Below are 19,452 nucleotides of genomic sequence, written 5' to 3' on the forward strand. Positions count from 1 at the left end.
CAACACCGCCTCGGACACCAACACCGCCAACGCCCAGGCCGACCTCTCCGTCACCAAGGACGACGGCCTGACCGTGGTGGCCCCCGGCGCTACGGTGACCTACACCATCACCGTGCGCAATGCCGGCCCCAGCGACGCTCTGAACGCCACAGTGAGCGACGCCAAACCGACGCAGATCGCCAGTTGGGAATGGACCTGCACGGCCACAGGCGGCGCCACCTGCTCCGGCTCCGCCGGCCCCATCACCTCCAACTTCACCGACACCGTGGACCTGCCAGCCGGCTCAAGCATCACCTACACCGTCACCGCTTCCATCGCCTCCTCCGCCACCGGCGACCTCACCAACACCGTCTCCGTGGCCACGCCTGCCGGCGTCACCGACCCCACCCCCGTCAACGACTCGGCCGGCGACACGGACCGCATCCTCGCCACCGGCACCGGGGACCTGACCAAGACGCTGGTGGCCACCAACCAGACCTTCACCACCGGTACCCAGGTGGCCATTGGCGAAATCCTTACCTACGAGGTGACCTTCATCGTACCCGCGGGCGGCACCCTGAGCAACCTGACCCTCACCGACATCCTCGACCGCGGCCTGGTCTTCGTGGCCTGCGAGAACATCGCGGCTTCCGCCGGCATCACCACCACCCTGCCCGGCGGCTTTGCCGATGCCTGCAGCGCGCCCACCAACCCCACCGTGCACACCGAACCGACGGGAAGCGCCAACCCCGCCGACGCCGGGCGCAAAGTCGTCTTCGATCTGGGCACGGTGAGCAACCCCAGCGCCGGCGACGGCACGGTGACCATCCGCTACACGGTGGTCGTGCTGGACAATGTGGAAAACCAGTCCGGCGTGTCCCTGACCAACAGGGCCACGCTGACCTGGGGTGGCGGTTCCCTGACAGTCTCGGCTCCCCAGGTGCGCATCCAGGAGCCCGACCTCAGCCTGGGCAAAGCCGCCACGCCCACGGTGGTGTTGCCCGACGAGCCCATCACCTTCACCCTCACCGTGCAACATACGGCCCAGAGCGAGACGAACGCTTACGATGTGGTCCTCACCGATGTCTTGCCGAGGCAGATGACCTATGTCGCCGCCAGCCTGGCATCGGTGGATGGACCGACGCCTACCAGTATGGGCTACGACCCGCTCACCCGCACCATCACCGTCACCTGGGACACCTTCCCCCTGGATGCCACGGCCCACATCACCTTCCAGGCCACGCTGGACACGGTGCCCGGTGACCGGGTGACCAACGAGGCCTCACTGGCCTGGAGCAGTCTCCCCGGCGATGTGACCACCCCGCAATCGCCTTACAACGCCCTCTCCACCGAACGGTTCTACGACCCGGCCAGCCCGGCCGACATCTACGGTACCACCAGCACCGCCGAGGTGCGCATGGCCCTCCCCGAAACCGGCTTCGCCCCAGGTCGGGTGACTCCCTTGCCGGTCCAACAGGTGCCTTACAGCGGCCTGGACGGCCTGGTGCTCGAAATCCCCAAACTCGGCGTCCGCGTGCCCATCGTGGGCGTGCCGCGCACCGAGGCGGGCTGGGACCTGACCTGGTTGTGGGACAATGTGGGCTGGCTGGAAGGCACGGCTTTCCCCACCTGGGCGGGGAACACCGGTCTGACGGCCCACAACTATCTGCCCGACGGCCAGCCCGGCCCCTTTGCCCACCTCTACGATCTGCGCTGGGGCGATCAGATCATCATCCACGCCTCCGGCCAGCGCTACATCTACGAGGTCCGGCATGTCCGTCTGGTCGCCCCCAACGACACCTCGGTGCTCGGCCACAAAGAACGGGACTGGCTGACGCTCATCACCTGCCATACCTACGACGAAGCGCGGCAGGCCTACCGCTACCGCGTCATCGTCCAGGCCGTGCTGGTCGCGGTAGAAGCCGGGCCGTGATCCCCATGGGCGCTTCCCGGACACCTTTGGTCCTATAGACTTCGGGGCGGAGACGGGCTCTCCGCCCCGAAAAACACACCGGACGCCATGGGTCTGGCGACAAAACCGCCTGTCCCATGGCGTCCGGCCTTCTGGCTACACGAAGTCTCAGCCCCGCCCCTACCCCATCCGGCTCAGCGCATCGCCTTTCGTCACCTGGTGCACCACCACGCCCAGAATGTGGACCGCGATCAACCCCGCGAACACCCACTTGTAGTTCACATGTACCACCGCGGCCTTCAAGCCTCCAGTGCCCGCCGATAGTTGGGGAACCGGCTGACGATGGCCTGCAAAATCTCCCCGGCCTCCTGGGGCGTCAGCCCGGCGCCGAAGGCCACCACCTCCCCGGCCCCGTTCAGGCGCAACAGGCCCTGCTCCACCTCTTTGGCCGTGGGGTACGGCGTGGCGACCCACATCTCCTCGATGCGCCCAGCCGGATACCGCCGCATGCGCCCCAGCCCCAGGATCTCCCGGCGCACCTCCAGGGCCTCATAGGTCACACGGAGGCGTTCCCGACCGAAGGACATCCACAGCCCCGGCGCCAGTCAGGACACCAAAGCCCATCCAGAAGCCCAGCCAAACCAGCGTGAACGCCACCGGCATCCAGAAATCCCCCGCGCTTTCCCGCCAGGCTGGCTGGTACCCCGACCGGGCTGCCAGGAACCCTACCGCCCGCTACCTCCCCTAAGGTCCAGCCATCCAGCCAGAGGGTCAAAAAGAGCCAGGTGTCTATCGGCCTGGGTGCCAAAACTACAACCTCCAACACGCCCCCTTCCTCGCGGAGATGGTAACGCCTTTTGGCGCTCAAGGGGAAACTTGCAGGGGCATTCTCCCTCCCGCGCTACGAAGAGGCCAGCACGGCCTCCAATGCCGTCACCACCTGGTCCACCTGCTCGCGGGTGATGACCAGCGGCGGCAGGAAGCGAATCACCGTCAGCCCGGCCGGGAGGGCCAGCACGCCGTGTTCCAGCAACGCCTGGATGTAGGGGGGCACTTTCTGCTTGAGTTCCACGCCCAGCATCAGGCCCAGGCCGCGCACCTCGCGGATGAGGGGGCTCTGAATCGCCCGTAGCCGCTCCAGGAAGTACGCGCCCACCTCGGCCGCCCGCTGAGGCAGGTTTTCCTCTTCAAGCACCTCCAGCGCCGCCAGCGACGCGGCCGCGGCCACGGGGTTGCCGCCGAAGGTGGTGCCGTGGATGCCCGGCTTGAGAGGCGCCACCCGCTCGCCCAGCAACACCGCACCCATGGGGATTCCGCCAGCGATGCCCTTGGCCAGGGTCACCAGGTCGGGCTGCACGCCGTAGTGCTGGAAGGCGAAAAGTTTGCCCGTGCGGCCCATGCCGCTCTGGATCTCGTCCACGATGAGCAGGCCCCCCCGTTCCTGGCAGACGGCCTGGGCGCGCTGCAAGAACTCCGGCGTGGCCGGGTGGATGCCGCCCTCGCCCTGCACCACCTCCAGAATTACGGCGGCAGTCTCCTCAGTCACGGCCTCGTCCAGGGCCTCCGGTTTGTTGAAGGGGATGTGGGTGAAGCCGGGGACCAGGGGCTCGAAGGGGGTGCGGTATTTTTTATTCCAGGTGGCGGAAAGGGCCCCTAAAGTCCGGCCATGGAAGCCCCGCATGGCGGCCACGATGCCGGGGCGGCCAGTGCTAAAGCGGGCGAACTTGATGGCCGCTTCCACGGCCTCGGTGCCCGAATTGCAGAGGAAAACCCGATCCATGCCCGGCACCAGATTGCCCAGGCGCTTCAACAGGCGGGCGCGGGTGTCGTTGTAAAACATTTCGGGGCAGGTGATCAGCCGGGCGGCCTGCTCGGCCACGGCCTGGGCCACTTTGGGATGACTGTGGCCGATGTTGGCCACGCCGTGCCCGGCCACGCAATCAATGTACGCCCGGCCCTGGTCGTCCCACACCACAGCGCCTTCACCCCGGACGATGGTCACCGGCCGCTTGACATACAGGCCGGAGGTGTAACGCGATTCAAGGGCTTGCCAATCCATCAGAAGAGCCTCCTTGAAAATTCCTGCCTCCGTGAGTGGGTTGACCACTCAATAGGATCACCGAAATCCGTGGTGAGCCTGCAAACTGCGATAGCGGAAGGACTGCTCCCGCAGGGCGCGGATGGCGGCCACGGCGGCCGCGGCGGCCGAGAGGGTGGTGATCAGGGGCACCCGGTGCTCCCAGGCGGCCGCCCGGATGCGGGCGCCGTCGCTGTGGGCCTGCGCCCCCAAGGGGGTGTTGATCACCAATTGCACCCACCCTTCGCGGATGGCGTCCACCACATGGGAGGAACCTTGGGAGACTTTGTTCACTGGCGTCACTTCCAGCCCCACGCGGCGCAGGTAGGCCGCCGTGCCGGGGGTGGCGTAGAGGCGAAAGCCCAGGCGGGCCAGGTCGCGGGCGATTTTGGCCGCCGCACCCTTGTCGTAATCGTTCACGCTGAGCAACACCGCGCCCTCGGTGGGCAGGGGCATCCCAGCGGCCATCTGGGCTTTGGCGAAAGCGTGCCCAAAGTGGGCCGCGTGGCCCATGACCTCGCCGGTGCTGCGCATTTCGGGGCCCAGCACGGCCGGGCTGCCCACCAACTTGGCAAAGGGCAACACCGCCTCTTTGACGAAGAACCCGTCCACGCGCGGCTCCTCGGTCACTCCCAACTCGTCTAAAGTGCGCCCGGCCATCACCTGGGTGGCGATGCGGGCCAGGTTCAGCCCCGTGGCCTTGCTCACATAGGGCACGGTGCGCGACGCGCGGGGGTTGACCTCCAGCACATACACGATGTCGTCCTTAATAGCGAACTGAAGGTTCATCAACCCGCGCACGCCCAGGGACAGCCCCAGGCGGGTGGTGTATTCGCGGATAATCTCCAGGTGGTAGGCACTGATTTTGTAGGGCGGCAACACGCACGCCGAATCGCCCGAATGCACCCCGGCCTCTTCGATATGCTGCATGATGGCGCCGATGACCACCCGGTGCCCGTCGGCCAGGGCGTCCACCTCCACCTCGTAGGCATCGTCGAGGAAACGATCCAGCAGCACCGGCTGGCCGGGCGCAGCGGCAAAAGCCTCGCCCACGAAGCGTTCCAGTTCCTCGGGCGCGTGGACGATGGCCATGGCCCGTCCCCCCAGGACGAAGGAGGGCCGCACCAGCACCGGATAGCCCAGCCGCCCGGCGATCTGCCGCGCCTCGGCCGGCGTGCGGGCGATGCCGTGCTCGGGCTGCGGAATGCCCAAGCGTTCCAGCAGCGCGGCGAAGCGCTCCCGGTCCTCGGCCAGGCGGATGGCCTCCGGCGGCGTGCCCAGGATGGGCACCCCGGCCCGCTCCAGGCCCTCGGCCAGGTTGAGAGGCGTCTGCCCGCCAAACTGGACGATGACGCCCTGGGGGCGCTCCTTTTCTACCACCTCCAGCACATGCTCCAAGGTCAGCGGCTCAAAATACAGCCGGTCGGCGGTGTCGTAGTCGGTGGAGACGGTTTCAGGGTTGCAGTTGAGCATGATGGACTCGTAACCCATCTCCGACAGGGCAAAAGCCGCCTGACAGCAGCAGTAGTCGAACTCGATGCCCTGCCCGATGCGGTTGGGGCCGCTGCCCAGGATGAGCACCTTGGGCCGTTCGGTGGGCCGGGCCTCATCGGCCAACTCATAGGCGCTATACAGGTATGGCGTCTGGGCCTCGAACTCGGCGGCACAGGTATCCACCCGGCGGTAGGTGGGACGCACGCCCAGACGCTCCCGCAGGGCGCGCACACGCTCGGCTCGCTCGGTCACCGGGGCTTCGGGCACCAGCCAGGGCCACAGGCGGGCCAAATGGGCGTCGGCGAAGCCCATCCGCTTGGCCTGCCGCAGCCGGCGGGCCAGGTCGGGTTCGGGCGCGGCCGCCGAAATGGCCCGCAGTTGGGCCTCCATCTCAGCCACCTGTTGCATCTGGGCCACGAACCAGGGGTCGTATCCGGTAGCCGCAGCGACTTTCTCCGAGGGGTGGCCGGCCTGCAGGGCGCGGTAGGCCCTGAACATCCGGTCCGGATGGGGCACGGCCAGTTCCTCCGGGGTGGGCACCGGCACCGGGTCGCGGTCCGGCCCAGAGCCGTCCAGGGCATCCACGCCCATTTCCAGGGACTGCACGGCTTTGTGCAGCGCCTGGGGAAAGGTCACGCCCAGGGCCATCACCTCTCCCACCGACTTCATCTGCGGACCCAGGGTGGGGTCTGCCCCCGGAAACTTCTCAAAGGCCCAGCGGGGGATCTTGACCACCACATAGTCCAGCGAAGGCTCGAAGGCGGCGCGGGTCTCGCCGGTGATGTCGTTGACGATTTCGTCCAGAGTGAAACCCACGGCCACCAGGGCGGCGATTTTGGCGATGGGGAAACCGGTGGCCTTGGAGGCCAGGGCCGAGGAGCGGGAGACGCGGGGGTTCATCTCGATGACCACGGTTCGGCCGGTGCGCGGGTCCACGGCGAACTGGACGTTGGCGCCGCCGGTTTCGACGCCCACAGCCGACACGACCCGCCGGGCCAGGTCGCGCAGGCGCTGGTATTCGGGGTCGGTGAGGGTCATGGCCGGGGCCACGGTGATGCTATCGCCGGTGTGGACGCCCATGGGATCGAGATTCTCAATGCTGCACACCACCACAAAGTTGTCGGCCCCGTCGCGCATGACCTCCAACTCGTACTCTTTCCAGCCCAGCACCGACTCTTCAAGCCAGGCGCGGCCGATGGGCGAGGCGCCCAGGGCGTGGTGCACGGCCTCGTCCAGGTCTTCGGGCTGCTGCACCCACGAGGCGCCGGTGCCGCCCAGGGCAAAGGACGCCCGCACCAGCAGGGGGTAGCCGATTTCGGCGGCCAGGGCGCGGGCCTCCTCTAACGAGGCCACAGCGCCCCCTTTGGGCACGGGGAGGCCGGCGCGAATCAGGGTTTCTCGGAAGCGCTGCCGGTCCTCAGCCGCGCGGATGGCGTCCAGGTTGGCGCCGATGAGCCGCACGCCGTAGCGATCCAGCACGCCGCGCTCGCTGAGGGCCAGGGCCAAGTTGAGGCCGGTCTGCCCCCCCACGGTGGGCAGCAGAGCATCGGGCCGCTCCTGGGCGATGATGGCCTCGAGCACTTCGGGGGTCAGGGGCTCGATGTAGGTCGCGTCGGCCAGGTCGGGGTCGGTCATGATGGTGGCCGGGTTGCTGTTGACCAACACGATACGGTAGCCCACGGCGCGCAGGGCTTTGACCGCCTGGGTGCCGGAGTAATCGAACTCCGCCGCCTGGCCGATGGTGATGGCGCCGGAGCCGGGGATCAGGATGGTGTGAATGTCGTCACGCTTAGGCACGGGGAACCTCAGGGGAAAAGACGAGGCACAACGCCTCATCCCGCTCCTCCCGCATAGCCTGGAGGTCTTCAGGCGTATGGACCAAATCGGGAGCATGTTCAGCAATCCATTGCGCGGCCCGCTCCAGTTCGGCCAGCACTTGTCGCCGGCGTTGGCGCCGGGCCTCGGCATCCTCAGCCAGAGCACGCTCCAGCGCCTCGCGCACGAACTGAGACATGCTCATCCCCCGCCCTTCGGCCGCCTGGCGCAGGCGACGGTACAGGTCTTCGGTGAGCATGAACTGCACCCGGGTATACATAAGCCACCTCCATCAGCACACAGCATTCCACATCATTCCACGCTCAGTGTAGCGGGAAAGGCAGCGGTCTATCAAGATGAAGACACCCGCCTGCCCACACCTCTGCGTTCTCCGCACCCTCTGCGTCTTTGCGCTCCCGCGTCTCTGCGCCCTCCGCGCTTCAAAGCGGCACCAGGTCGCCGCACTCCAAAACAAAATCCGCGCTCATCCGTGTCCTTCCGCGTCATCCGTGGTCTCTTTCTGCACCAGACCCATGAAGGCGTCGAACAGGCCAAACGCATCGTGGGGGCCGGGGGCGGCTTCGGGATGAAACTGGACGCTGAAGACCGGACGGTCCTTGAGGCGCATCCCTTCCAGCGAGCCGTCGTTCAGGCTGAGGTGGGTGATCTCCACCTCCGCAGGCAGGGTGTCGGCATCCACAAAGTAGTTGTGGTTCTGCGAGGTGATGAGCACCCGGCCGGAGCGCAGGTCTTGCACGGGATGGTTGCCGCCGTGGTGGCCGAACTTGAGGCGGCGGGTGCGGCCGCCCAGGGCCAGGCCCAGCAACTGATGGCCCAGACAGATGCCCAGCAGGGGTAGCCCGGCGTCGAGTAGGCCGCGGGTGGCCTCAACCGCATAGGGCAGCCCGGCCGGGTCACCAGGACCGTTCGACAGCACCACCCCGTCGGGTTGCAGAGCCAGGGTTTCCTCGGCCGGGGTAAAGGCAGGCACCACGGTGACCCGCGCGCCACGGGCCAACAGATGGCGCAAAATGTTGCGCTTGGCACCAAAGTCGTACACCACAACATGCGGGGGCATCTCGGTCTCACGCATCCCTTCAGGGAAGTGGAGCGTAGAGCGGAGCGTCGCATCGCCCGGCCAGGGGTGGGAACGCGCACAGGTCACCTCGCGCACCATATCGCGCCCGTCCAGGCCGGGCCAGGCCCGGGCCCGGCGCAACAACACTTCGGCCGGGGTGCCCTGGGTCGAAAGGGCGGCTTTGAGGGTGCCCTGATCGCGCAGTTTGCGGGTCAAGTAGCGGGTATCCACCCCGGCAATGCCCGGCACGCCGTGGTGGGCCAGCCACTCGGCCAGGGTACGCTTGGCCCGCCAGTTAGACACCACCGGGCTCAGGGAGCGCAACACCACCGTCTCCACCTGGGGGCGCGCGGACTCGAAATCCTCGGCGTTGATGCCCACGTTGCCGATGTGGGGCGCAGTGAACAACACCCCCTGCCCGCGATACGAGGGGTCGGTGAGGATTTCCTGGTAGCCGGTCATGCTGGTGTTGAACACCAGTTCAAACACCGCATCGGCCGGCGCGCCCAGGGCCTCGCCGGCCAACACCGTGCCGTCTTCTAAGGCCAGTGTCGCTGTGGGCATACTGTACTCCCAGAAAAGCCCAGGGGCACCACCAAGCCCCCGGCTTGCCATCACATTACCGCACCCAACGCCACACCGTAGGCAACAACGCCCCGGCGATGAGTGCCTTGAGCACATCGCCTAAGACAAAGGGGGCCAATCCCAAAACCAGCACCCGCTGCGGGCCCACGAAAAGAGCCAGCCAGGCCAGGCCTGGCAGGTACAGGGCTACCTCGGCCAGCAAAAAGACCAGCCAGGCGGTCCGCCCCCGGCGGTCCCAGCCCTGTTCAGCCATAAAGCCGGCCACCCAGGCCGCAGCCACAAAGCCCACCAGATACCCGCCGGTGGGGCCCAGAAGGTGCGCCAGCCCGGAACCGCCGCCGGCGAACACCGGCAGCCCGGCCAACCCCTCAGCCAGATACAACAACACCGCCAACGCCCCCCGCCGGGGGCCCAGCGCCGCGCCCACCAAGAGCACCGCCAGCGTCTGCCCGGTGATGGGTACGGGCGTAAAAAGCAAAGGCACGCGCACCTGAGCTAACAGGGCGATGAACAGACTGGCGCCCAACAGCAGCGCCAAGTTGGCCCGCCGCGACAGCGGCGGCACCAATACCGTGCGGGGGTAGGTCAAGGTTCTCAGGGCCATCATCCACTCCTTTCAGAAAACAAGGGTTACCCAAAGAGGGAACACCCAGCCCGGAGCGAAGTCACGCCCCAGCAGGGGGCGTAAAGGCGGCGGTGGCACCCAACGCCGTGACCGCCCGCGCCCCGGTCATATTACCCACCCGCAGCGCGCTATAAAAGGAAGCGTTCCGAAGCCGCGCCGCAATGAACCCGGCGGCAAAAGCGTCCCCGGCCCCGGTGGTGTCCACCACCTCGCGGACCTCCGGGGCGGGCACCCGCCCCTGGAAATCCGGCGACCACCCATAGGATCCGGCAGCACCCAGTTTGACTACCGCCCTGCGGGCGCCGCGTTCTCCCAAGGCCGTGGCGATGTCCTCCGGGTCGCGGTGACCGGTCAGGCGGTATCCCTCGTGGGCGTTGCAGAAGAACACATCCAGCAGGGGCAACAAAGGCCACAGCGGAGCCGAATCGTCCATGGCCGGCGAAGTGACCACATCCAGCGAGACCCGCATTCCGGCGGCATGGGCCCGGGCGAGCACGGGGGCCAGGGCCGTGGTCAGCAATCCAGGGAGCACAAAGTAGCCCGCCAGGTGAAGCCACTTCGCCCCGACCTTAGCATAGGCCTCCGGTCGCAACCGTGTTGGCGTCAGGTAAGCGTTGGCCCCAGGGGTATGGATAAAGCGGGGCTGCCGCTCGTGATCCACCAGGCCCACACTGACCGCCGTGGGGGCGTCCACGGTTTCCACGAAACGGTCATCCACCCCAAAGGTCTGCCAGGTGCGACGGGCAAGGGCAGCCGCCTCATCGGCGCCCACACAAGCGGCGATGCCCGTGGAAAGGCCCAACGATGCCAGCACCACGGCCGTGTTCGAGGCACACCCACCCGGCCCCACCGCCGCCTGCTCGAAAGCGATGGATTCATGGCGGGGCACTTCGTCCACCGGGTAGCAGAGGACATCTAAGGTGACATTGCCTACTACAATGGCTTCCATCGCAACCACGAGCATCACCACAGGAAAGGCAACCAGGGGGTTGAAGGCGGTGGGCTGCAGATACCCAGCGGTCAAGGGCAGGGGCCTGACCTAAGCGATCGTCGTGCCGCCGCCCGCCAGGGCGTGGCGAATCGGTTGGGCAATGCGGCCGTCGGCGATGATCACCCGCGCCACACCGCCCGCCAGCGCCTCCTGGGCGCCCAACACCTTTTTTTTCATGCGCCCCTGGGCGTATTCCAGGGCGGCTTCCACCTGAGAGGCCGGCAGGTGAGGGATCAGGCTGCTTTCGTCAGGGAAGTTGCGCAACAGTCCCGGCGCGGCGGTGAGCAGGAGTAGCGTATCGGCCTGCAAGGCCGCAGCGATCATGGCCGCCGCCCGATCCGCATCCACGTTCAGCGCCTCGCCCGCCTCGCTCACCGCCAAGGGGGCCACGACCGGTGTGTACCCGGCTTCGAGCAGCAAACACAACAGGGCAGCGTTGACGGTCTGGATTTTCCCGGTGTAGTCTCCGCGCAAAATCTTGCGCTTGCCGTTCTCCACGATGCGGATGCTGCCTTTGCGTTTGGCGCGAAGCAACCGGCCATCGAGGCCGCTCAGGCCCAAAGCGTTCACCCCGCGCTGCTGCAACTGCTCCACCAGCAGGGTGTTCACCTTGCCGTTGACGGCCGCGGCGAAGATTTCCAGCGTGGGGCGATCCGTATAGCGGCTGGTGAAACCCGAGGGCGAAGTCACAAACCGCGGGGGACGCTCCAGTGCCTCACCCAGGGCGTTGGCTTCAGCTGAGCCTCCGTGCACCACCACCACCTTTTCACCCTGCGCTACCAAGGTCGCAATGTCTTCACAAGCCGCGGCAAAATCCACACCTTCGGTGCCGCCGAGTTTGACGACCAGGGTCATGCATCTCCTCCTGAGCAAGTATGCAAAAGTAACGACCGCATAGTATCACGGGCAAGAAGGCCAACTTCAACCCTCGCCCGCCAGCCGGATTCTGAGCCATTGGAGCACCTCTCCGGAGGTACCGATACGCAAGCCAGAACGAGCGGCTACAGCCGGGTCATCGATAAAATGGCGTCGACTCAAAGTCACCAGATAGTCCACCTGAACCCACATGGCCGCCAGGACGATAGGCACATCGGCAGCATGGGCAATGATTCCCCGATGGAGAGCCACTTCTTCAGGCGAAGGGTCACGCACGATGTGGATCCGGGCGGCACGTAATGCTTCCCGAAAAAGGAGACAGGGGCCTCCGGAATGCTATGCCAGACCTCAAATGGGATGCAACCCGGGGAAATCCAGCCCCGTGGTTTCGTTCAACCCCAGCATGAGGTTCATGGATTGCACCGCCGAACCGGCCGCGCCTTTCATCAAATTATCGATGGCGCACATGGCGACCACATGGCCGGTCGTCTCATCCAAAGCAAAGCCCAAATCGGCGTAGTTGCTCCCGGCAAGGATCTTGGGCTCGGGCACGCGGTACACACCCCGGCGCTCTTTGACCAGGCGCAGGAAGGGGTTTTCATTGACCACCTGACGGTACGCCTTCCACAGGTCTTTCTCGGTCACGCCGGGCTTGACCCAGGCGTGGACGGTGGCCAGCGCGCCGCGCACCAGGTCCACCGAGGTCATGGTCAGGCTGACTTGCGTCAGGCCCAACTCCTGGATGACCTCGGCCGTGTGGCGGTGGCCGTAAGGGGCATAGGTGCGGACCACGCTGCTGCGCTCCGGATGGTGGGAGCCGGGGTTGGGTTCGGCCCCGCCTTCCGAAGAACCGACCTTGATCTCACCGATGACGGGCCGCTCGGCGTCCAGGAGACCCGCCTGGACCAGGGGCAACAACGCCAGAATGGTGGCAGTGGCGTTGCAGCCCACGCCGCTGACATAGCGGGCCTGGCCCAGTTCCTCGCGGTGCAACTCGGGCAGGCCGTAGACGAACTTTTCCAGCCACTCCGGCGCAGCGTGAGGCCTGCCGTACCAGTACTCGTAGGCGGCAGGATCGCGCAGGCGGAAATCGGCGGAAAGGTCCACAATGTACGACGCCACCTCGGCCCACCGGGCGATGTGCTTCTGGACTTCACCGTGGGGCAAGGCCAAGAAAAGCACATCCACCGGCTCCAAAGCGTCGGGGGCGGTGAACTTGAGTCGGGTACGCTTGCGCAGGTTGGGGTGCACCTGATACACATACTGCCCCAAATAGCGCCGCGAAGTGGCCTGCACCACCGTCACCGCAGGATGCTCAAGCAACAAACGCAGCAGTTCCCCGCCGGTATAGCCAGAAGCGCCCACAATGCTTGCGGTGAAACTCGTTGGGGTGGTCATGAGACCTCCGTAGGGAAAAGGGCTCGATTAGCGCGCCGCATTCGCCACGCGCAGGACGTATTCCACGATCTCGCCAGCGATGTCCACGCCAGTGGTGGGTTGAGCGGTGTGGAACTCCATGGTGTGATTGATCTCGTTGACCAGATAACCACGCTCCGGGTGCTCCAAGATGTCCACCGCCAGCACCCCACCGCCGACCGCCTGGGCCGCCTGAAGGCAAAGGGCTTCCAATTCGGGAGTTAGTGGACAGACCTCCCCTGCGCCGCCACGGGCGGTGTTGGTGATCCAGTGCTCGGATTTGCGATAGATGGCCGCCACCACTTTGTCGCCGATGACCAGGGCACGGATGTCGCGGCCCGGCTTGGCGATGTACTCCTGAATGTAAAACACCGCCTGCTGGGGGGAACCCAGGGTAGCGCGGTGCTCCAGGATGGCCTCGGCGGCATCCCGGTCGTTGATCTTGGCCAACAGTCGGCCCCAAGAGCCCACCACCGGCTTGAGCACCACCGGGTAGCCCAGTTCCTCGATGGCTTCCAGCGCCGATTGAGGGGTAAAGGCCAGGCGCGTTCGAGGCTGCGGAAGCCCCGCGCGGGCCAGGGCCAGGGTAGTGGCCATCTTGTCACCACAAATTTCGGCTACACGAAAAGTGTTCACCGTGGGCACGCCCAGGGCCTCCAAAGTGCGCAAAGCATACAACCCGCGCGTGGCGCTGATGCTCCGCGAGAGCACCGCGTCGAACCGCTGCCATGGCGCGGGGTCCTGAGGATCGAAGTGGATCAGGCGGTCGTCCAGACGCTCATAGTCCACCCCCCGGGTTTCCAGGGCGGCGAAGATCCACTTTTCTTCCACCCGCACGCGAGAATAGATCACACCGATGCAATAACGTTTCATGATTCGTTACTTGGTTGCCTGGTTGTTTGGTTGATGGTTGGACCTGGTCAGGGCAGGCCGCTCCCCTCTCCTCCCCCAGCCGGGGGAGGAGAGGGGAGGATTGTGGGGAAGAGCAGGGGGCTCCCAGATCGAGGGTCTTGGGCCTTACTCGCCCCAGTCCTCCTCTTCCATAGGCGCCAGTTCCACGGCAGGCGGATCTAACGAAACCACCTCTAACTCCACGCCGCAATCGGGACAGACAACGATTTCGTTGACCTCGGTGCCGGGTTCCAGATCAAATTCGGCAGCACATTCGGGACAAGTGACATTCATGGACATGAGAGCCTCCTCTTTTGGGATGTTGGGGGTTGGTTACCTGGTTGCCTGATCAGGGTAGGCCTGAGGGAGCTGTTGGGTCAGCAAGACCTGGGCCTGGTTCAACTGGGCCCGGACCGCCTCGGGGGAGGTACCGCCTTCCACCCGGCGGCGGCGGATGCTTTCCATGGGGTCCAGCACCCGGGCCACCACTTCCGGGGTCAGCGATGGATGCAGGGCCCGGTAGGCCTCCGGGGGCAGGGCATCCAGCGGGGTCCCGGCGGTTTCGGCCTGGCGGATGAGTTCCCCCACCAGGTGATGAGCCTCACGGAAGGGGACGCCCTGCTCCACCAGATAATCCGCCAGGTCGGTGGCCAGGGTGGCTTTGTGGACGGCGGCACGCAATCGGTCGGCGTTCACGGTGAGGGTGCGCAGGGCATTGGCCAGGACGGGCACCAGGGCGTAAAGCGTATCGGCCGCGCGGAAGACGGGCTCTTTATCCTCCTGCAGGTCTTTGTCGTAGGCCGAGGGCAGGCCCTTGAGGGTACTCAGCAGGCCGGTGAGTAGACCAATGAGGGCACCACTCTTGCCACGGGCCAGTTCGAAGGCGTCGGGGTTCTTCTTTTGGGGCATCAGGCTGGAGCCGGTGGCGTAGGCATCGCTCAGAGTGAAGAAACCGAACTCGGTGCCAGAAAACAGGATGAGCGCCTCGGCCAGCCGACTGAGGTGGACGCCGACCAGGGCGGCGAAGAAAAGGAATTCGGCGGCGAAGTCGCGGTCGGAGACGGCGTCCAGGCTGTTGGGGGCAACCACGGCAAAGCCCAACTCCCTGGCCAGAGCCTGGCGATCCACCGGGTAGGTGGTGCCCGCCAGGGCCGCCGCGCCCAACGGCAGGGCCGCCGCCCGCCGGGTCAACTGGTAAAGCCGCTCGCGGTCGCGCTGGAGGGGCCAGAAGTGGCTCAGCCACCAGTGCCCCAGCAGGATGGGCTGGGCCTGCTGGAGGTGGGTGTAGCCGGGCATGACCACCTCCAGGTCGGCCTTGGCGCGCTCCAGCAAGGCGGCCTGCAGGTCGGCCAAAGCCTCGTCTAAACGGGGTCGCTGATCCAGCAGCCAGAGGCGAAAGTCGGTGGCCACCTGATCGTTGCGACTGCGTCCGGTGTGCAGTTTCCCGGCCAGGGGGCCGATGAGTTCGCGCAGGCGCCGCTCCACCGCGGTATGGATGTCTTCGTCGGTCGGGGCGAAGACAAAGGTACCCTCGGCAAATTCTTGGGCCACGCGGTGCAATCCCTGCTGGATGGTCTGGGCCTCCTCGGCGGTGAGCACCCCGGCTCCTTGCAGGGCCTTGGCCCAGGCCAGGCTGCCGTGGATGTCATGGAAGGCCAGCCGCCGATCCACCATGATGGAGGCGTTGAGGGCCCACATTTGCGGATCCGTTCCCTGGGCAAAGCGCCCGCCCCAAAGTTTGGCTTCCGTATCCTGTGCCATACACCGCTCCTGGGTGTGAAAGACGCAGAGAATGGGAAATGTAGAGGACTCAAAGGCGTGGAAGACGCAAAGGGAGTGGGAGACACAGAGGGCTCAGAGGCTTTTCAAGGGAACCCTTGGCTCCTCACCTTTCGCCCTCCTCTGCGCCTCTGCGTCCCTCTGTGTCTCTGCGCTAATCCCGCTTAAAACGCGAGTAATCGGGCTTGGGCATGTCCAGCCCCGCTACGGGGAGTTTGTTCAGTGCCCTCACCTTCAGCGGCAGGCCAAAGAGGTGGATAAAGCCCTCGGCGTCGGACTGGTCATACACATCTTCCTGACCGAAGGTGGCGAAATCCTCACGGTAGAGGCTGAAGGGGCTCTTGCGGCCGGCAGGGATGATGTTGCCCTTGTAGAGTTTGAGGCGCACGATGCCGGTGACCGGCCCCTGGGTGGCATCTACGAAGGCGTCCAGGGCCTCACGCAGGGGGCTGAACCACAGGCCGTTGTACACCAACTCGGCGTACTTCAGGGCCACCAGGTCTTTGAACTGCATGGTGGCGTGATCCAGCACCAGAGATTCCAGTTCTCGGTGGGCCGCCAGGAGGATGGTGCCGCCGGGGGTCTCGTAGATGCCGCGGGACTTCATGCCCACCAGGCGGTTCTCGACCATATCCACCCGGCCGATGCCATGCTTGGCCCCCAGGGCGTTGAGATAGGCTACCAACTCAGCCGGGGCCATCTTCTGGCCGTTGACGGCCACGGGGGTGCCGGTCTCGAACTCGATCTCCACATACTCCGGTTCGTTGGGGGCTTCCAGGGGCGAAGCGGTGAGCATGAACACCGACTCATCGGGCTCCCACCAGGGGTCTTCCAGGGGGCCGCCCTCGTGGGAGATGTGCCACAGGTTGTGATCGCGGCTGTAGATGGTTTTGGTGGTGGCCGTGACGGGGATGTTGTGGGCCTGGGCGTAGGCGATGGCGTCCTCACGGGAGCGAATGACCCACTCGCGCCAGGGGGCGATGACCTTGAGACGCGGGTCGAGGGCCATGACCGTGAGTTCGAAGCGCACCTGGTCGTTGCCCTTGCCCGTGGCTCCATGGGCCACCGCGTCGGCCCCCACCTGATGGGCCACATCCACCAGATACTTGGCGATGAGCGGGCGGGCGATGGAGGTACCCAACAGGTACTTGCGCTCGTACACCGCACCGGCCCGCAACACGCGGAAGAGGTACTCACTGGCGAACTCGTTGCGCAGGTCCTTGATCACGATTCGACTGGCGCCGCTGGCCAGGGCCTTTTCTTCCAGGCCCTCCAACTCGGCGCCCTGGCCCAGGTCGGCGGTGAAACAGACCACCTCACAGCCGTAGTTCTCCTTCAGCCAGGGGACGATGACCGAGGTGTCCAGCCCGCCGGAGTAGGCTAACACCACCTTTTTCACCTGGGGCTTTGCCGCTGCACTCATGCCGAACCTCCTCAAAGGTATGAAAAAAGCCCTCCTTCCGGGGGAAGGAGGGCGACGAACTTCCAGTGCACGCACGTCTGGCGTCAAGGTACACGCGCCCGCACCCGCCTTTCCCGCCGGGGAAGGGGGCTGCTCTTACGAGGACGACGGACGCGCAATTCGTGGCTCATCACGAGGTTGGTTATACCAACGCCCCACGGTTCTGTCAAGGCAAAGCCGGATAAAAAAAGCGTAAACGACGCCCTACGGCGACGGCCCCCAGGATGAGCCATGTTTTGGTAAACTATCGTCACTACCGAGGCGCGCTCCCTCCTCTCGAAGCGGCCTGGACCGACGCGCCGGGGCTGTTGTAACGAACGGCGCGGTTTTCCGTCTCTACCTTTGAGTCAAGGGAAAAGAAGCCCCATGGAAGCCCACGAACTCCTGCAACGCGCGGCCAGAGGCGACGCCGAGGCCTTTGGCGATTTCTACGAACAGTTGCTGGACCGCGTATACCGGTACGCCTACTACAGACTGGGCAACGAGCGCGACGCCGAGGACCTCACCGAAGAAACCTTTGTACGGGCATGGGAAGCCCTGCGGAAGACCGGGCGGGTACCGGACCACCCGGAGGCCTGGATTTTCCGCATCGCCCACAACCTCATCGTGGACCACCACCGCGCCGCCCGCCCAGAGACGGAGCTAACTTCAGCGCCCCCTCTCCCCGATAGAGGGCCCGGGCCTGAAGAGCAGGTCCAACAACGGGAAACTCTGAAGGATCTGCTCCACCACCTCAGGCGTCTCCCCCCCCAATGGCAACAGGTGTTGGTGTGCCGCTTCATCCAGGGCATGAGCCACGCCGAGACGGCCAAAGTGTTGGGCATAGCGGAAGGGCATGTGCGCGTACTGCAATATCGTGCCCTGCGTCGGTTGCGTGAGATGCTTCAATCTCAAGAGGTAGAACATCATGGAACAACCCATTCCCCGGTCGGATGAAGAGATGATCGAGGCGGCCCTGGCCGCCGGCCTGCGCGCTGCCAAGCAGGGGGAAGAAGCACTGCAAGACTTTCTGGCCACGCTGGAGCCGGAGGTGCGCCAGGAAGTCGCTCCCTTGCTGCAGGTGGCCCTCACGCTGCAAGCGGCCCCCGAGGTTCAACCGCGCCCCGCCTTTCGTCGCCAGGCCCGGCGACGATTGTTGCGCCGCATCCGCCCCCCTTGGTTTGTAACGTTTTGGCGCGATCTCCGTCTTTATGGGCGAAGTTCCACACTCAAAACCCAAAGGAGGTTCGCGATGACATGGATCGTGGTTTTGGTCGCTATGGTCACGGCTTTGTTGGGAGGCGGCGGGGCGGTGTACGCCTCGGAAAGCGCCCTGCCGGGTGAAGCGTTGTATCCGGTCAAGATGGCCGTTGAAGAAGTGCAACTGGCGCTGGCCGGGCCGGAGCAGGATGTCAACCTGCTGGCCCAGTTCACGCAGCGCCGACTGGAAGAAGTTCAGGCGCTGGCCGCTCAGGGCCGCCACGACGAGATCCCGGTGGTCATGGCCCGCTACCAGGAGCAGGTGCAGGCCATGATACAGGAGATGGCCCAAATGGGGCAACCGGACCCCGAGGTGGTGGGCCAAAGCCAGGCGATGCTGGCGCAACACCTGCAGGTGTTGCAGGGTCTGGCCGAACAGGTACCGTCTGAAGCCCGACCGGCGCTGGAGCACGCGCTGCAGGTCTCTCAGCAAGGGCTGGAGATGATGCAACAGCATGGGCTCGGCGAGGGTAGGGGCACGCCCGGACCCGGTGGCCAAGGCCCTATGGGCAGCCCCATGCCCGGCGGCAGCGGTGGCGGAATGGGTACCCCCATGGGCAGCCCCATGCCCGGCGGCAATGGCAACGGCATGGGTACCCCAATGGGTAGTCCCATGCCCGGCGGCAGCGGTAATGGTATGGGCACCCCCATGTGGAGTCCCATGCCTGGTGGCAACGGCAATTGGCTGAATACCCCCATGCCCGGCGGCAACGGCAGCGGAATGGGTAACGGCGGCATGGGCGGCGGGCACTGACCTCGACCACGCCAGCCCTACCATCCCTATAAACACCAGGCGACCGCAAACGGTCGTCTGGTGTTTTTACTCCAACTGGGCGAAATTGGCGCCCGCTGGCCCCTGCTGGCCGCCGCCACGCTCATCGTGGTCGGCCCCCTGCTGGTGCTCTTTCTGCTCTTCCAGCGTCAGTTCATCCGCAGTTTCCTCCACTCCGGCCTGAAATAGCGTCAGCGCCCCAGGGTGAGACCACCGCCAGCCCCTCACCAGGAGGGGCCGGTTCCATGCGCCACGCCGGATGCCCAAGCGGCCAGCCTCAAAGGGTGCTGCATAATAAACATCAGCCCGTCCGCTTCCCAAAAACACCTCTTATCGTAAGTTTTGCGCAATCAGAGGCCAGATCACGAAAAACGGTCTCAAAATGAGACTTTTTCTCCGCACCTTACCAACGGAACTCAAAGATTGTATGCTCATGATCATTCTCTTGTGTAACCAAAGAA

Annotated in this window: 18 protein-coding genes; 4 read left to right on the forward strand and 14 right to left on the reverse strand. The window is 65.5% G+C overall.

The annotated features are described in order from the left end of the window. A partial coding sequence (locus G4O04_09300) for a sortase (protein ID HEY58710.1) occupies positions 1-1,912 on the forward strand: 1,912 nt, incomplete at its 5' end. Positions 1,913-2,190: 278 nt separating this feature from the next. On the opposite strand, the gene G4O04_09305 is transcribed toward G4O04_09300, so the two are convergent. From G4O04_09305 to G4O04_09370, 14 genes are all read right to left on the reverse strand, one after another. After that, positions 2,191-2,451 carry a hypothetical protein gene (locus G4O04_09305; GenBank protein ID HEY58711.1) on the reverse strand — a complete coding sequence of 87 codons (261 nt, stop codon included), beginning with the start codon at positions 2,449-2,451 and terminating at the stop codon, positions 2,191-2,193. Positions 2,452-2,792: 341 nt separating this feature from the next. Next, positions 2,793-3,950, reverse strand: a complete 1,158-nt coding sequence (locus G4O04_09310) for an aspartate aminotransferase family protein (protein ID HEY58712.1) — start codon at positions 3,948-3,950, stop codon at positions 2,793-2,795. A 57-nt stretch (positions 3,951-4,007) separates the two neighbouring features. Beyond that, positions 4,008-7,259 (reverse strand): carbamoyl-phosphate synthase large subunit, encoded by a 3,252-nt coding sequence (carB, locus tag G4O04_09315; protein ID HEY58713.1) that lies wholly within the window; start codon positions 7,257-7,259, stop codon positions 4,008-4,010. Further along, positions 7,252-7,557 (reverse strand): ribbon-helix-helix protein, CopG family, encoded by a 306-nt coding sequence (locus tag G4O04_09320; protein HEY58714.1) that lies wholly within the window; start codon positions 7,555-7,557, stop codon positions 7,252-7,254. The genes carB and G4O04_09320 overlap by 8 nt, the downstream gene beginning before the upstream one ends. Positions 7,558-7,761: 204 nt before the next feature. Continuing rightward, the gene (carA, locus tag G4O04_09325; GenBank protein ID HEY58715.1) at positions 7,762-8,919 is read right to left on the reverse strand and encodes a glutamine-hydrolyzing carbamoyl-phosphate synthase small subunit; all 1,158 of its coding nucleotides are present in this window, start codon (positions 8,917-8,919) and stop codon (positions 7,762-7,764) included. Positions 8,920-8,974: 55 nt separating this feature from the next. After that, complete coding sequence (locus tag G4O04_09330; protein ID HEY58716.1) at positions 8,975-9,544, reverse strand: biotin transporter BioY; 570 nt, start codon at positions 9,542-9,544, stop codon at positions 8,975-8,977. A gap of 61 nt (positions 9,545-9,605) precedes the next feature. Next, positions 9,606-10,514, reverse strand: coding sequence for a carbohydrate kinase family protein (locus G4O04_09335; protein ID HEY58717.1), 909 nt, complete (start codon positions 10,512-10,514; stop codon positions 9,606-9,608). A 90-nt stretch (positions 10,515-10,604) separates the two neighbouring features. Continuing rightward, on the reverse strand, positions 10,605-11,411 hold the full coding sequence (locus G4O04_09340; GenBank protein HEY58718.1) for a [LysW]-aminoadipate kinase: 807 nt from the start codon (positions 11,409-11,411) through the stop codon (positions 10,605-10,607). Positions 11,412-11,477: 66 nt separating this feature from the next. Further along, positions 11,478-11,708, reverse strand: a complete 231-nt coding sequence (locus G4O04_09345; protein HEY58719.1) for a hypothetical protein — start codon at positions 11,706-11,708, stop codon at positions 11,478-11,480. 72 nt (positions 11,709-11,780) lie between these two features. Continuing rightward, complete coding sequence (locus G4O04_09350; protein ID HEY58720.1) at positions 11,781-12,830, reverse strand: N-acetyl-gamma-glutamyl-phosphate reductase; 1,050 nt, start codon at positions 12,828-12,830, stop codon at positions 11,781-11,783. Between the two features lie 27 nt (positions 12,831-12,857). Further along, positions 12,858-13,721: a lysine biosynthesis protein LysX gene (gene lysX, locus G4O04_09355; GenBank protein ID HEY58721.1), complete on the reverse strand. Its 864-nt coding sequence runs from the start codon at positions 13,719-13,721 to the stop codon at positions 12,858-12,860. Between the two features lie 144 nt (positions 13,722-13,865). Beyond that, positions 13,866-14,033 (reverse strand): lysine biosynthesis protein LysW, encoded by a 168-nt coding sequence (gene lysW / locus G4O04_09360; GenBank protein ID HEY58722.1) that lies wholly within the window; start codon positions 14,031-14,033, stop codon positions 13,866-13,868. Between the two features lie 39 nt (positions 14,034-14,072). Beyond that, on the reverse strand, positions 14,073-15,500 hold the full coding sequence (argH, locus tag G4O04_09365; GenBank protein HEY58723.1) for an argininosuccinate lyase: 1,428 nt from the start codon (positions 15,498-15,500) through the stop codon (positions 14,073-14,075). Positions 15,501-15,672: 172 nt separating this feature from the next. Further along, positions 15,673-16,941, reverse strand: coding sequence for an argininosuccinate synthase (locus tag G4O04_09370; GenBank protein ID HEY58724.1), 1,269 nt, complete (start codon positions 16,939-16,941; stop codon positions 15,673-15,675). Positions 16,942-17,346: 405 nt separating this feature from the next. On the opposite strand from G4O04_09370, the gene G4O04_09375 reads away from it, so the two are divergent. The 3 genes from G4O04_09375 to G4O04_09385 are packed head-to-tail and all read left to right on the forward strand — an operon-like array spanning position 17,347 to position 19,180. Further along, positions 17,347-17,916 carry a sigma-70 family RNA polymerase sigma factor gene (locus tag G4O04_09375; GenBank protein HEY58725.1) on the forward strand — a complete coding sequence of 190 codons (570 nt, stop codon included), beginning with the start codon at positions 17,347-17,349 and terminating at the stop codon, positions 17,914-17,916. Continuing rightward, positions 17,888-18,973 (forward strand): hypothetical protein, encoded by a 1,086-nt coding sequence (locus tag G4O04_09380; GenBank protein HEY58726.1) that lies wholly within the window; start codon positions 17,888-17,890, stop codon positions 18,971-18,973. Before G4O04_09375 ends, G4O04_09380 begins: the two co-directional genes overlap by 29 nt. A gap of 60 nt (positions 18,974-19,033) precedes the next feature. Beyond that, entirely contained in the window at positions 19,034-19,180 is a 147-nt protein-coding gene (locus G4O04_09385; GenBank protein HEY58727.1) for a hypothetical protein, read from the forward strand. The last annotated feature ends 272 nt before the right edge of the window (positions 19,181-19,452 follow it).

This window comes from Anaerolineae bacterium (assembly GCA_011176535.1).
Taxonomy (GTDB): Bacteria; Chloroflexota; Anaerolineae; order Anaerolineales; family DRMV01; genus DUEP01.